We start from the raw sequence: 13,426 nt of genomic DNA on the forward strand, positions 1-13,426 counted from the left end.
GGCCCTCAAGCGATGTAGGTGAGGAAGGCCCCCTCCACCACTCGCTTCGCGAGCGGTCCCCCTCCCCGTAAACGGGGAGGATCTCTCTGACCTATCCCCGCGCCGGATTCGCGAAAATCACCCGTTCGGGCGATAGTGTGCCGGGGAGCGAGCGGCGATGATCTCGCCATTCGCAACAGGGGGAACATCATGACTCCAACGCTTCGTTATTCGCTGATCTACGGCGGGCTCGCCAGCACTGTGCTCGCCGCGTTCATCGCGGTGATCGGTTTCCTGCATCATCGCGTGGAATGGGTCGCGACACAGACCTTTGGCTATTCCGTCATGCTGGTAGCGATGAGTTTTGTTTTCGTCGGCGTGAAGCGGTACCGCGATGTCGAGGGCGGCGGCGTAATCAAATTCTGGCACGCGCTTGGGCTCGGCCTGATGATCGCGCTAATCGCGACCATCGCCTATGTCCTGATCTGGGAACTGTACCTAGCCGCGACCAACTATCGGTTCATAGACGACTTCATCGCAGGCACACTCGCCAAGGCGCGCGCTAGCGGCAAGAGCGCGGCCGAGATCGCGAAGATGAGCGCGGACCTCGACGCCATGCGAACGATGTACGCCAACCCGCTGATCCGCCTACCGATGACGGCAATGGAAATCGTACCGGTGGCGCTGCCGGTCGCGCTCGCCTCGACGATATTCTGCAACCCGCGGCTGCTGCCCGCACGTGAGAATGTCAGAGCAGCATCACCTTCGCGGTCACGGACAGACCCGGCTTGAGCGTCGCCAGCGCAGCCTGGCCGGGATCGAGCCGGATGCGTACGCCGACGCGCTGGACGATCTTGGTGAAATTGCCCGACCCCGGCTCGAACGGCAGCAGGGTGAATTCGCTGCCCGATCCCGGCGCGAAGCTTTCGACGGTGCCGGTCAGCGTCTCGCCCAGCGCGTCGACATAGACCTTGGCCTTCTGACCCTCGCGCATGCCGCGCGTTTGCGTTTCCTTGAAATTGGCGACGACGTAGAGCGAGCGCGTCGGTACGACGGTGAACACGCGACTGCCCGGCTGGACGAAATCGCCGACCTGGACCTGGCGATTGCCGACCACGCCGTCGATCGGAGCGACGATCAGCGTATGCCCGCGATCCTGTCGCGCGAGATCCAGTGCGGCGCGAGCCTTCAGCGCCGCCGCCTCGGCCGATGCGACTTGCGCTTCGAGCACTGGGCGCCGCGCGCGCGTCACATCGGCCTGTTCGCTGGTGACACCGAGTTCGGCGCGCGATTTCTCGGCGGCCGATGCTGCACCGATCGCCGTCGCCTTGATCCGCTCGGCGTCGCGACGCGTGGCGAACCCCTGCCCCAGCAACGAATCGTAGCGTACCTTGTCGGCATTGGCACGACTGAGTTCGGCATCGGCCGAGGCGATCACCGTGCTCGCGGCGCGCACCTGCGCCGAGGCGAGGCGCTCGTCGGCATTCAGTGCCGCCAGCGACGCACGCGCGGTGGCAACGCCGGCTTCGGCATCGGCCAGCGCGGCTTGGGCAGCTTGCACCTTGGCATCGTAATCCTGGGTGTCGATGCGAACGAGCGGATCGCCCGCGCGCACGATCTGGTTGTCCTTGACCAGCACCGCGGCGACCAGCCCACCGACTTTGGGCGCGACCGCGCTCGAATCGGCATGGAGATAGGCATTGTCGGTCGACTCGCTCGATCGCGGTGCGGTCAGCCACACTATGCCGGCAATCGCCACGGCGAGCGCGATCAGCGCCATAACCAACGCGCTGCGCGGCACCGCGAAACGCTTTCTGGCGGGAAGTTCGGACGCCGCCGCGGCGTCGGTCGAACTGAAGGGAGCATTCATTTGGCAAGCACCAGCAAGGTGGATGTCGCGGTCGCCATCAGGCGCCCGTCGGCATCGCGGATATCAGCTTCGGCAAAGGCGACGCGGCGGCCGATATTGACCACGCGTCCCTCTGCGCGAACCGGTCCGGTCGTGTCGTTCATGCCGCGCAGATAGGAAACCTTGAGCTCGAGCGTGGTGAACCCCTGATCGGGCGTCAGCATCGAATGTACCGCGATCCCGCAGGCCGAATCGAGCAAGGTCGCGGCATATCCACCATGGACCCCGCCCATCGGATTGTAGTGGCGCTCGTCGGGCGTTCCCTCGAACACCGCGCGTCCGCGCTCGACCTCGACCAGCGAGAAGTCGAGAGTCCGTCCGATCGGTGGCTGAGCGCCGCGGGCGAGCAGGTCGCGAACTTGCTGTAGACCATCAGGCGCGTCGACCACATCGCTCATTGCCGCTCCTCCAGGCCATAGCGCGCGACCAGCAAGGCGTGCGCATCGGTCAGGATCGCGTCCGACTGCGCCGGATCGGCGACCGCGCGCGACAGCGCCACCGCACCGACCAGCTGCGCCAGCATCGCCGATCCTTCGGCATGCGGGTCGGCGATACCGATGCCGCCCAGCGCCTTGGCCAATCGGACGGTCAGCGCTTCCACGCCTTTGCCGAAGCGCCCGCGCTGCCGTTCGCCCGACCGCGCCAGATCCCCCGACAGCGTGGGCAGCGGACATCCCCGCTCGCGCCGATCACGATGCGCCGGACTGAGGTAGAAATCGACATAAGCCTTGAGCGCGGCGCGCGGATCGTCCGTCTGCTCGATCGCGTCGGACCGCCCGCGTGCGTCGTCGAACATCGTCCCGATCGCGTCGGCGATCATCGCGTCCTTCGACTCGAAATGCGCGTAGAAGCCGCCATGCGTCAGCCCGGCGCGCGCCATCACGCCCGCGACCGCGACGCCTTCGGGCCCTTTCGCACGAATCTCCTGCGCGGCCTCTTTCAACACGCGCTTGCGCGTCTCGGCCTTATGCTCGTTCGAATAGCGCACTTGAACGCCTCCTTTATATGACGCATATAATATAAACGCAGCCGGAGGCAAGTACGTTGGCGTCGATACCACTCTCCCCCCAGGGATCGGCGCGCGCTCCGGCTGCACCGTTCGATCCTTCCCCCCTGAACAACCGCCAGAAATATCTGATCTTCGGGGTGATGGCGTTCGGCCAGTTCATGGCGTTGATCGACATCCAGATCGTCGCCGCCTCTCTCAATGAGGTTCAGGCCGGTCTGTCTGCCGGCCCCGACGAGATCAGCTGGGTGCAGACCGCTTATCTGATGGCCGAATTGGTGATGATCCCCTTCTCGGCGTTCCTCGCCCAGGCATTGTCGACGCGTTGGTTGTTCGCGCTGTCAGCCGGGCTGTTCACCATTTCCAGCATCTTCTGCGGCTTCGCCTGGAACATCGAATCGATGATCGTGTCGCGCGCCGTCCAGGGGTTTGTCGGCGGCGCGATGATCCCGACCGTGTTCGCGACCGGCTATGTCCTGTTCGCGGGCAAGCAGCGCGCCATGATCCCCGCGATCCTGGGCATGGTGTCCGTGCTCGCGCCGACCCTGGGCCCAACCGTCGGCGGCTGGATCACCGACGCGATGGGATGGCGCTGGGTATTCTTCATCAACGTCGCGCCGGGAATAATGGTAACGGTGCTGACGCTCGTGCTGATCCGCGTCGATACGCCTAATTTGGCCATGCTCAAGCGGATCGACTGGGTTCACCTCGCCTCGATGGCGGTGGCGCTGGCGGGGCTGGAGTATGTGCTGGAGGAAGGGCCCAAGAACGAGTGGTTTACCGACATCCGGATCCAGATCGGCGCCTGGCTGTCGATCGTCGCGTTCGTGCTGTTTCTCGAACGCTCGTTCCGGTCGCGCGGACCGATCGTCAAGCTGACGCCGTTCCGCAAACCGACCTTCGTCTTCGCCTGCGCGTTCAACCTCGTCATCGGCTTCGGCCTCTATGCCGGCACCTATCTGATCCCGCTCTTCCTCGGCCGCGTGCGCGGATACAATGCGTCGGAAATTGGCAGCACGGTCGTCATCGCCGGCTGCGCGCAATTGCTCGGCGTACCGATCGCCGCCAGCTTGTCGCAGCGCGTCGACCAGCGCATCGTCATCACTTTCGGGCTGGCCCTGTTCGCCCTGGGCTTATGGCTGTTCTCGGCGATGACCCCCGACTGGGGCTTCGCCGCGTTGTTCTGGCCGCAAGTGGTGCGCAGCTTCGCAGTGATGCTGTGCATCGTCCCTTCGGTCGGTCTCGCGCTCGGCAATTTCGAGGGACCGGAATTGCGCTACGCGTCCAGCCTGTTCAACCTGATGCGCAACGCCGGCGGCGCGGTCGGAATTGCCCTGGCGAATACCTGGCTGGCCGACAATACCCGGCTCCACGCGCTACGGCTGAGCGAGGCGCTGGGCCAATCGGCCAAGGCCGCCAACGACACGGCGGCGGCGCTGGCGCGCGAGCTGGGATCGGTTACGCCCGATCCCGCGCAAGCACTGCTGATGGCGCAAGGATTGATGAGCCGGATCGTCGGGCGCGAGGCACTGACCCTGGCGTTCGACGACGTTTTCCGCCTGATGGCTTACCTGTTCCTCGCGGCGCTGGTGATGGTCCCGTTCTGCCGGCCGCCACGCGTCGGCGCGGCGCCGCCGCCGGATGCGCATTGAGCGGGAAGCAGCGATTGACCGACCGCTAGCTGTCGGCAACTGGAACGGGCTGCGTTTCGATGGAAACACAGCCCGCTCCGGCTTCTTCGTAGTCACCTGCTCGATTGCGAATAACCGGATTTCATCCACCCCAGCGGTGGGCGGACCGGCTTTGGGTTGTGTTCCTTCAAATCATCCTGGCAGGAAAGCCGAGGCGCGCCGATCGATCCAGTTGCCGACATCGTTCATAACCCGATCGCGATCGATGTCATTGAGCAAGTCGTGATAGAAGCCGTCATATAGCTTGAGCGTTTTGTCGACGGAGCCGCCGGCGTCGAAAAAGGTCTGGCTGCCCTCCGGGCGCGATGCCCGATCCGCGGTCCCGTGGAGGACCAGAAGGGGCAGTTTGATACGATCGAATTCTCGGGTCAGACGCTCGTCGGCGTGGGCGAGCGCCGCCATTGTCTGGATCGGTTGAACTTCGTCCTGCGTCAGCGGATCGCTTTCGAGATAGGCAACCCAAGCCGGGTCTCGCGAGAAATCACTCATTTTAAGGCGCACGGCGTGGACGTGCGGAACGATGTGGCTGGCGCCCTTCAACAGCGCGAGTGCGGCATTCGGCGCGAAAACGCGGTAGGCAAAGCTTTCGCTGATCAACCCGGCGATGCGATCCTGGTGATTGAGCGCATAGGTGACCGCAGTCACGCCACCGGCGCTATGACCAAGCAGATAGACGGGCAAATCGGGGTGGACCGACCGCGCCATTTCGATCGTCTGCAAAAGGTCGGCGACATAGTCGTCGATGCTCTCAACGTAGAACCGCTCCCCCTCCGACCGACCGCGCCCCCTGAGATCGGGCGCCGTTACCGCGATCCCGCGCTGGGCGAACACCTCCGCAGCCCGGGCATAATGGCCACTATGCGCGTTGAAACCGTGGCAGATAACCAGCGCTGCGGTCGGTTGGCCCTCCGCTGGCCAATGGCGGACGAAGATGCGGCCGGCTGCGCCGTCGAGCCACTTTTCCTGCGCGATGATCTGATCGGTCATTGAAGGTCTCCTGGGAATTAAGGGGCGGATCAACGCGCGGCCGGGACGGCGACGAACGCGGTGTCGCTGGGCCCCATCCCGGTGATGCGGACGACCGCCGGCTCGCCGCGTGTGAAGGCGAAGTGCGCGACGTTGCGGGGTTCAGTGTACAGTCCGCCGGCGCTGAGCGCCTTCACGCGTGCGGTCGCCGAGTTGGTGCCAAAGCCGAAAAACCAGCTGCCCGAAATTACCGTCGCGAAGCGGTCGTCGCGATGCGTGTGAGCGGCGATCGCCGTGTTGGCCGGCACTCGAATTTCCAGCACGTACGGGCCGGGCTTGGCGGGATCGCCATAGAGCAGAACGGTCTTGATTCCCGCGACCCCGGACGTGCCGGCGCCCGGACCGGTCATGATCATGGCTTGCGTCTGATCGAGCGACATCGCGGCGGCGGCGAGCCCACCCTTCGGCGCGGCAGCGGCCGAAACATCGAGGAAGTCCCGGATCGCCGCGACCGTCGCGGCGGGTTGTTCCTCCATCAGCCAATGCCCAGCGCCGGCGATGACTCGTTCCTCGACGTTGATCGCACCGGCTCTGGCATCGACGGCCATCATCGGGCCGAACGATTTTTCACCACCGATGGCGAGCACGGGCATGGTGAGCTTGCCGTGCGCGCCCAGCCAGGCGCGATTGTCGATCGCGTCCTGGTCGAACGCGGCGAACTGGGCGAAGCCGGCATGCATGCGACCTGGCGCAGCATAGAGCGCGGCGTAATGTTCGCGCTCAGCTTCTGGAAAATTGGCGGGGTTGGCGGAGAATTCGTTCCAAAAGCGGTCGAGATAGATACGCTCCCGACCCGCGACCAGGCGCTCCATGTCGGGCCCGCCGAAGCGGAAGTGCCACAATAGCGGCATCTTCAGAATCTCTTCCCACGGACCGATGCCGGGGATCGGCGCGTCCATCAGGACGAGCTGGGTGACGCGATCGGGGTTCCGCGCGGCAAGTGCGTAGGCCACCATGTTGCCGATATCGTGCGCGACCACGTCGGCGCGTTTAATGCCCAGCGCGTCCATCACGCCGATGATATCGTCGGCCTCGTTTGCCTTTTCGAAGCCTTTGTCCGCGCGCGCGGACAGGCCCATGCCGCGCAGGTCGGGCACGATTACCATATGGTTGCGGGCGAGGTCGGCCACCAGCGGCGCCCACATGTCACCAGTGTCGCCATATCCGTGCAGCAGGACGACAGCTGGGCCCGATCCGGCGATGCGGACGTGCAGAACGGTGCCGTTGGTGGCGATTTCCTGCAGCCGGACCGCACTGGTCGCCGCCGTGTTGGTCGTCGGCGTAGCGGCCGAGGCGTCGAGGCTGACAAGGCTGGTGGTGAGGGCTGCCGCGAGGGCGAGCCGGCGGGCGAAGGAATTGATCTTCATGAGCGGTCTCCTGTTCGACGCTTGAGTGCGTGAGGCAAAAGCTAGACAAGGCCGCGTTCAATGATTAGCCGGGGCGTAAGCGAATAATTTTTGATTAGGAGTCAAAGATGGCCGTGTTGGATCGTGCGAAGGACCTGGCGGTATTTGCTGCGGTGGCATCGAGCGGGAGCTTTTCCGCGGCCGGCCGCCAGCTCGACCTGACTCCTTCGGGCGTCAGCCGCACGATCGATCGGATCGAGGCGCGGTTGGGCGCGCGACTGTTGCTTCGCTCCACGCGTGCGCTGACGCTGACCGCCGAGGGACGCACCTATCTGGGCGGCGCCCGGCGAATCCTGTCGGACATAGACGAGGTGGAGCAAGCGATCGCCGATCAGGGTGCGCCGCGTGGTCGCGTCCGGGTCAGCGCGTCGGTGGCCCATGGGCGCGTATGCATCGTGCCGCTGATCAAGGGGTTCGTCGAGCTACATCCCGGCATCGTCGTGGATGTGAACTTGTCCGACGAGAAGGTGGACATCGCCCAGGGCCAGGCGGACGTCGCAATCCGTTCCGGGCCGTTGGCCGACAGCCAATTGATCGCTCGGCGGCTGGGCGACAATGGTCGAACGATCGTGGCGTCGCCGGACTATCTAGCCGCCCATGGCACGCCGCAAACGCCCGAGGATCTGGCTCGGCACAATTGCTTGAACTTCAATTTCCGTCGTGCCGAACCGGTCTGGCCGTTCCGACGCGACGGAGAGAATGTCACTATGACCGTGAAAGGATCGGTCGAGGCCAATAGCGGCGAAACGCTCCTCCAGCTTGCGCTCGACAGTGTTGGCATTGCTCGTCTCGGCAATTTCGGCATCGGCCGCGCGCTTGCCGACGGCAGATTGGTTCCACTGCTGGAACCATTCAATCCCGGCGATCGAGAAGTATTTCAGGCCGTGTTCGTCGGTGGCGCGAATATGCCCGCCCGTATTCGACTATTCGTCGACTATCTGGCTGATCATTACGGCGAGCGTGAAGTTGGTTGAGCTACCCATTTAGACCCCGATCGATCGCCCAAAATGCCCTATCCCCAGCGGTGATCGTTCCGCAGCGCCCCACCGGATGTCGATCGGGATCGACGATCGCCGCCAGTGTAGCGCGGTCGTCGGGCGCAACCGCCGCCATGGTTCGCGCGCCGTCCCCGGTCCGCAGGATGACCACACCGTGACCGACCGTGCCGTCGCGGCGATAAAGGATCGTCGCCGTTTCGAGCGTCGCGGCGCCATTGGCCGGCATCACGGTCGGCGGGACCACGCCGCGCCGCTTGTTGGCATCGCCCGCAACCGAATAGTCCTGGTCGAGCGCGCGGTCGGGCCGCCCGGCGCTCAGCGCCAATGCGTGATGCTTGGTGACGAACTCGCCCTGCCCATAGAGCAAACCGGTTCCCCCGTCGGACCGCAACCGCCGCACCATCGCCGCGGTCGCATGGAGCATATAATCGTTGAGCGGCGCGCCGAAGAAGGTCAGCCCGCCGGCCACCGTCGGCACGACATCCGGACCCAGGCCCAATGTCCGTCGCGCCATCTTGGGCACGCAAGGGAAGCAGCTGTAGAGCTCGACCGCATCGAACGGCAGGCCATCATTCAGCGCGCGCAGTCGGGTCAGCACGGCATCCTGCGCCGGGCTGGCCGCATAGCCGTCGCGCGCCAGGTAATCGCGCGGCTCATCGGCTGCGGCGCCTCCGATCGGATGGATCATCGCCGCCGGATCGATCCCGGCCGCTTGCGCAACGGCCAGGCTCGTCACGATCACCGCCGCGCCCTGATTGACCATCGGGTTGGCGACCATCAGCTTGGTGTAGGGCCAGGCGATCAGCCGGTTGTCGGCCGTCATCCGCGCAATGTCGTCGGCAGTGTATCGGCGCCTGAGCCAGCTGGACGGATTGTCGGCCGCGACAACTGCATATCTCGCCCATAATTCAGCAGATTCCGCTTGCGCGTTGGCGGGCGTCTGGCCCCAGGCATGCGCGCTCGCCATCTCGTAGAAAGGGTAGACACTGACCGGCATCGACGCGCCCAGCGCGATTGCCAGCGGATGGAGATAGGTCGCGCGCTCGACCCGCGCCGGCGCGTCATGCGCGAAGGGCGGCCAGGGAAGGTCGGCATTTTCCTTCTGCGCTCGCGCCACGCTGTGCTGCGCTTCGCCGCCCGCTACCAGCGCGACTTGCGCCTCGCCACGCGCGATTGCCAACGCCGCTTCGTGCAGCAATTTGGTCGGCGTCTCGCCGCCGATCGCCGCATAGCTTCGCGACGGCGGCGCGATACCCAGCCGCGCCGCGAGCTCGCCGGGCGGGTCGGCATAACGCCAGCTCACCAGATTGACGACGTCGAGCCGGTCGACCCGGTGAAGCAAGCCACCGCCGGCATCCGCGTCCGCTCGCCGCGCGGCGAGCGCCATCAGCCCGATCGGATCGAGCGCGTGACTGAGTGCCGCCGGACGATCGACCGCCTCGCCGCATCCGACGATGACGGGCGTGCGATCGTCCGGCGCCACGCGCCTCACCAGACGTGGACGCGGTCGCCCGGCGCCAGATAGCGCTTGTCGCCCGGCTTGATCCCGAACGCGTCATACCAGGCGTCGAGGTTGCGCACGGTTTCGACCCGCAGCGGCGCCAGGGCGTGGACGTCGGTCGCGATCCGCGCGCGGATTGCGCGATCGCGCATCTTGGTCCGCCAGCTCTGCGCGAAGGCCAGGAAGAATCGCTGATCGCCGGTCAGGCCGTCAATCACCGGCGCCGGCTTACCGCCCAGCGACGCGTGATACGCCTCGTACGACGCGGTCAGCCCCGCGGTGTCGGCGATGTTCTCGCCCAGTTCCTGCGCCCCGTTGGCATAGAGGCCGGGGAGCACTTCGTACTTGTTATACTGGTCGATCAGCGCCTTGCCCGATGCCTCGAACCGCGCGAGGTCGGTCTTGGTCCACCAATTGTGCAACCGCCCGGTCGAATCGAAATCCGATCCGAGATTGTCGAACGAGTGGCTGATCTCATGCCCGATCACCGCGCCGATCGCGCCGTAATTGGCCGCCGAATCGAAGGTCGGATCGAAATAAGGCGTGTTGAGAATCGCCGCCGGGAAATTGAGCGCGTTCTGCAGCGGGAGATTGACGGCGTTGACCGTCTGGGGCGTCATCCACCATTCGCCGCGATCGGGCGCCTTGGCGAGCTTGCCGATCTGGTAGCGGTAATTGGACAGCCTGGCACGCAACAGATTGCCCGCCGGATCGGTCGCGCTGACCGCGTAATAAGGGCGCATCGGCCAAGTGTCGGGATAACCGACCCCGACCTTCAGCACCGACAATTTCCTGCGCGCTTCGGCCTTGGTCGCGGGCGCCATCCAGTCGAGCGCGGCGATGCGCTTGTCGAACGCCGCGACGATGTTCTTGACCATCGTCTGGATCGCCGCCTTGGACGATGCCGGGAAATATTTGGCAGCATAGATCTTGCCGACCTCATAGCCCAACGCACCGTTGACGGCGCCGATCGAGCGCTTGTCGCGCGGCTGCTGCGCCGGTGTGCCGGTCAACTGTTTGTTGAAGAAGTCGAACTTCGCGTCGTCGAACGCCCTGGGCAATGTAGAAGCAACTTCGTTTATGCGGTGGAAGGCTAGCCAGTCTTGCCACGACTGCATAGGCTCGCTGGCGACGAGGCCTGCGAGCTTGGTCGTCGTCTCCGGGTTCCAGACGATGAAGTTCTGCTGCTTGGGCAGACCGGCCGCGGCCCAATAGGAGTTCCAGTCGATCCCCGGCGCCTTCTTGGCGAAGTCGGCGCGGGTCCAGGGATTGTCGCCCTTATGCGCATCCTGCGCGGTGATGATGTCGGTCTGCGCTTGGGCAATCTTCGTCTCGAGCGCGAAAACGCGGCCGGCGCGCGCCTTCGGGTCACTCATCCCGGCGAGCGTGAAGACCTTCTCCAGATAGTCCTTATAGCCGTCGCGGAGCTCGGCCATCTCCTTCTTGTCGGACAGATAATAATCGCGGTCGGGCATGCCGACGCCACCCTGCATCAGATAGGGCGCATTGATCGCCGGCTTGTTGAGGTCTTGCCCGACGAACAGCCCGAACAGATTGTCGGTCGAGGCGTAATTGTTGTTGTTGAACGGATCGGTATCGGCCCGCATGCTGGCGCCGAGCATGGCCGACAATTGCGCGCGCGTCTTGAGCGCGTCGATCGGCGCCAGGATCGGTTTCAGCGGGGCGGCGCCGCGTGCCTCGATCGCGGCGGTGTTGTTATAGGCGTCGTAATAATCGGCGATGCGGCGCAGGTCGCTGCCGGGCTTTGCCTTCGATGCTGCGGCACTCTTGATGATGTCGGCATTGCGCGCCTCGGCGACCTTGAACACGTCGAGCCCGACCCCGATCGACGAGCGGTCGGCGGGGATTTCAGCGGTCTTCAGCCAAGTGCCGTTGGCATAAGCGTTGAAATCGTCGCCGGGCTTGGCGTTCTGGTCGATCAGCGATTTGTCGACGCCCGATTTGGTCCCCGTCACTGCCTGGGCGAGAGCGGGAGCCTGCCACATGGCGAGTCCGCCGGCGGTGGTGGCGAGCAACATTGCGGCGAGAATTGAGCGCTTCATCGGGAACCCTCTTTTTTTGGTGTATGACTCGCTGGCTACACCAACACAGTTTACCGCGCTAGAGGACCGCGCGGCTTCCCAATGCCAATCCGCGCGGCTAGTCAGGGCGGTATGAGCGCACCCGTTCTCGACACTCGCCTTTCCCCCGACAGCGACCAGTTCCGTGCCAATGCTGCGCACAATCGGGCCCTGGTCGAGCGCCTGCGGGCCGACGTCGCCAATGCGGCGCTAGGCGGCAACGAGAAGAGCCGCGAGCGCCACACGTCGCGCGGCAAGCTGCTCCCGCGCGATCGCGTCGAGCGGTTGCTCGACCCGAGCTCGCCGTTCCTCGAGATCGGGCAACTCGCGGCGTGCGACCTGTATGACGGCGAAGTCCCCGGTGCGGGGATGATCGCGGGCATCGGCCGCGTCTCTGGCCGTCAGGCAATGATCGTGTGCAACGACGCCACGGTGAAGGGCGGCACGTATTACCCGATGACGGTCAAGAAGCATCTCCGCGCGCAGGAGATCGCCGAACAGAACCGCTTGCCGTGTATCTATCTGGTCGATTCGGGCGGCGCCAATTTGCCGCACCAGGCCGAGGTGTTTCCCGACCGCGATCATTTCGGACGGATCTTCTTCAATCAGGCCAATATGTCGGCTAAGGGCATTCCCCAGATCGCCTGCGTGATGGGCAGCTGCACGGCGGGCGGCGCTTATGTCCCGGCGATGTCCGACGAGAGCGTGATCGTCCGCAACCAGGGCACGATCTTCCTCGCCGGCCCTCCGCTGGTCCAGGCCGCGACGGGCGAAGTGATCAGCGCCGAGGATCTCGGCGGCGGCGATCTGCATGCGCGCAAATCGGGCGTGGTCGACCATCTCGCCGAGAATGACGAGCATGCGCTGACCATCGTCCGCGACATCGTCTCGACGCTGCAGCGCGATCGCGGGCACGATATCGAGCTGCGCGAACCGCGCCCGCCCAAATTCGCCGCCGAGGATTTGTACGGCATCATTCCGCAGGATGTGCGCGCGCCCTACGACGTGCATGAGATCATCGCGCGCCTGGTCGACGGATCGGAATTCCAGGAGTTCAAGGCGCTCTATGGCAGTTCATTGGTGTGCGGTTTCGCGCATATCTGGGGCATGCCGGTTGCGATCCTGGCGAATAACGGCGTGCTGTTCAGCGAGAGCGCGGTTAAGGGCGCGCATTTCATCGAGCTCGCGTGCCAGCGGCGCATCCCGCTGCTGTTCCTGCAGAACATTTCGGGCTTCATGGTCGGCGGTAAGTACGAAGCCGAAGGGATCGCGAAGCACGGCGCCAAGCTGGTCACGGCGGTCGCCACCGCGAGCGTGCCCAAGGTCACCGTGCTGATCGGCGGCAGCTTCGGCGCGGGCAATTACGGCATGGCCGGGCGCGCTTATTCGCCACGCTTCCTGTTTACCTGGCCCAACAGCCGGATCAGCGTGATGGGCGGCGAACAAGCCGCGTCGGTGCTGGCGACCGTCCACCGCGATGCCTCGAAATGGACGCCGGAGGAAACCGAGGCCTTCAAGCAACCGATCCGCGACGATTACGAAGCGCAGGGCTCCCCTTGGCACGCCACCGCGCGCCTGTGGGACGACGGCATCATCGACCCGGCGCAGACCCGCGACGTGCTGGGCCTCGCTTTCGCCGCCTGCCTCAACGCCCCGATCCCCGAAGCCCCGCGCTTCGGCGTATTCCGGATGTGATGACGGGAACCGAACAAAACCCTCCCCGTCACGGGGAGGAATATAAGGAAGAACGATGATCCTCCTCCCACTTCTTCTGCTCGCATCCGCCGCCGATCAAAAGGCGAGCGACAAGCTCCCGCCTGCCAACCCCC

11 protein-coding genes are annotated in these 13,426 nt (G+C 64.9%); 4 read left to right on the top strand and 7 right to left on the bottom strand.

Annotated features, from left to right (window positions below):
* The first annotated feature begins 189 nt into the window (after positions 1-189).
* A complete protein-coding gene (locus tag SAS01S_RS19595; protein WP_066812561.1) occupies positions 190-771 on the top strand; it encodes a DUF4199 domain-containing protein in 582 nt (193 codons plus the stop codon).
* On the opposite strand, the gene SAS01S_RS19600 is transcribed toward SAS01S_RS19595, so the two are convergent.
* The 3 genes from SAS01S_RS19600 to SAS01S_RS19610 are packed head-to-tail and all read right to left on the bottom strand — an operon-like array spanning position 728 to position 2,876.
* Entirely contained in the window at positions 728-1,849 is a 1,122-nt protein-coding gene (locus SAS01S_RS19600; RefSeq protein WP_066812562.1) for an HlyD family secretion protein, read from the bottom strand. The two genes, SAS01S_RS19595 and SAS01S_RS19600, sit on opposite strands and share 44 nt — an antisense overlap.
* Positions 1,846-2,286 carry a PaaI family thioesterase gene (locus tag SAS01S_RS19605; protein ID WP_066812563.1) on the bottom strand — a complete coding sequence of 147 codons (441 nt, stop codon included), beginning with the start codon at positions 2,284-2,286 and terminating at the stop codon, positions 1,846-1,848. The genes SAS01S_RS19600 and SAS01S_RS19605 overlap by 4 nt, the downstream gene beginning before the upstream one ends.
* Positions 2,283-2,876 (bottom strand): TetR/AcrR family transcriptional regulator, encoded by a 594-nt coding sequence (locus SAS01S_RS19610; protein ID WP_066812564.1) that lies wholly within the window; start codon positions 2,874-2,876, stop codon positions 2,283-2,285. The genes SAS01S_RS19605 and SAS01S_RS19610 overlap by 4 nt, the downstream gene beginning before the upstream one ends.
* Before the next feature lie 56 nt (positions 2,877-2,932).
* Between SAS01S_RS19610 and SAS01S_RS19615 the strand changes: the two genes are divergently transcribed.
* Positions 2,933-4,546 carry a DHA2 family efflux MFS transporter permease subunit gene (locus SAS01S_RS19615; RefSeq protein WP_245657023.1) on the top strand — a complete coding sequence of 538 codons (1,614 nt, stop codon included), beginning with the start codon at positions 2,933-2,935 and terminating at the stop codon, positions 4,544-4,546.
* 171 nt (positions 4,547-4,717) lie between these two features.
* Here SAS01S_RS19615 and SAS01S_RS19620 read toward each other — a convergent pair whose 3' ends face one another.
* Both SAS01S_RS19620 and SAS01S_RS19625 read right to left on the bottom strand, forming a co-directional pair.
* Complete coding sequence (locus tag SAS01S_RS19620; RefSeq protein ID WP_066812565.1) at positions 4,718-5,572, bottom strand: alpha/beta hydrolase; 855 nt, start codon at positions 5,570-5,572, stop codon at positions 4,718-4,720.
* 29 nt (positions 5,573-5,601) lie between these two features.
* Positions 5,602-6,978, bottom strand: a complete 1,377-nt coding sequence (locus SAS01S_RS19625; protein WP_066812566.1) for an alpha/beta fold hydrolase — start codon at positions 6,976-6,978, stop codon at positions 5,602-5,604.
* 107 nt (positions 6,979-7,085) lie between these two features.
* On the opposite strand from SAS01S_RS19625, the gene SAS01S_RS19630 reads away from it, so the two are divergent.
* A complete protein-coding gene (locus SAS01S_RS19630) occupies positions 7,086-7,991 on the top strand; it encodes a LysR family transcriptional regulator (RefSeq protein ID WP_066812567.1) in 906 nt (301 codons plus the stop codon).
* A 1-nt stretch (position 7,992) separates the two neighbouring features.
* Here the strand turns inward: SAS01S_RS19630 and SAS01S_RS19635 are convergent, their stop codons facing one another.
* Positions 7,993-9,498, bottom strand: a complete 1,506-nt coding sequence (locus tag SAS01S_RS19635; protein WP_157082919.1) for an acetyl-CoA acetyltransferase — start codon at positions 9,496-9,498, stop codon at positions 7,993-7,995.
* Positions 9,499-9,503: 5 nt separating this feature from the next.
* On the bottom strand, positions 9,504-11,579 hold the full coding sequence (locus SAS01S_RS19640; protein WP_066812569.1) for a M13 family metallopeptidase: 2,076 nt from the start codon (positions 11,577-11,579) through the stop codon (positions 9,504-9,506).
* Between the two features lie 111 nt (positions 11,580-11,690).
* On the opposite strand from SAS01S_RS19640, the gene SAS01S_RS19645 reads away from it, so the two are divergent.
* Positions 11,691-13,292 carry a carboxyl transferase domain-containing protein gene (locus SAS01S_RS19645; RefSeq protein ID WP_066812570.1) on the top strand — a complete coding sequence of 534 codons (1,602 nt, stop codon included), beginning with the start codon at positions 11,691-11,693 and terminating at the stop codon, positions 13,290-13,292.
* Positions 13,293-13,426: the final 134 nt, after the last annotated feature.

The sequence above is a fragment of the Sphingomonas asaccharolytica NBRC 15499 genome (assembly GCF_001598355.1).
Taxonomy (GTDB): domain Bacteria; phylum Pseudomonadota; class Alphaproteobacteria; order Sphingomonadales; family Sphingomonadaceae; genus Sphingomonas; species Sphingomonas asaccharolytica.

Excerpts from the sequence above, each read along its gene's own strand:
- SAS01S_RS19640 (WP_066812569.1), bottom strand. The coding sequence starts at position 11,579 with ATGAAGCGCTCAATTCTCGCCGCAATGTTGCTCGCCACCACCGCCGGC.
- SAS01S_RS19605 (WP_066812563.1), bottom strand. The coding sequence starts at position 2,286 with ATGAGCGATGTGGTCGACGCGCCTGATGGTCTACAGCAAGTTCGCGAC.
- SAS01S_RS19600 (WP_066812562.1), bottom strand. The coding sequence starts at position 1,849 with ATGAATGCTCCCTTCAGTTCGACCGACGCCGCGGCGGCGTCCGAACTT.
- SAS01S_RS19620 (WP_066812565.1), bottom strand. The coding sequence starts at position 5,572 with ATGACCGATCAGATCATCGCGCAGGAAAAGTGGCTCGACGGCGCAGCC.
- SAS01S_RS19595 (WP_066812561.1), top strand. The coding sequence starts at position 190 with ATGACTCCAACGCTTCGTTATTCGCTGATCTACGGCGGGCTCGCCAGC.
- SAS01S_RS19645 (WP_066812570.1), top strand. The coding sequence starts at position 11,691 with ATGAGCGCACCCGTTCTCGACACTCGCCTTTCCCCCGACAGCGACCAG.
- SAS01S_RS19625 (WP_066812566.1), bottom strand. The coding sequence starts at position 6,978 with ATGAAGATCAATTCCTTCGCCCGCCGGCTCGCCCTCGCGGCAGCCCTC.
- SAS01S_RS19630 (WP_066812567.1), top strand. The coding sequence starts at position 7,086 with ATGGCCGTGTTGGATCGTGCGAAGGACCTGGCGGTATTTGCTGCGGTG.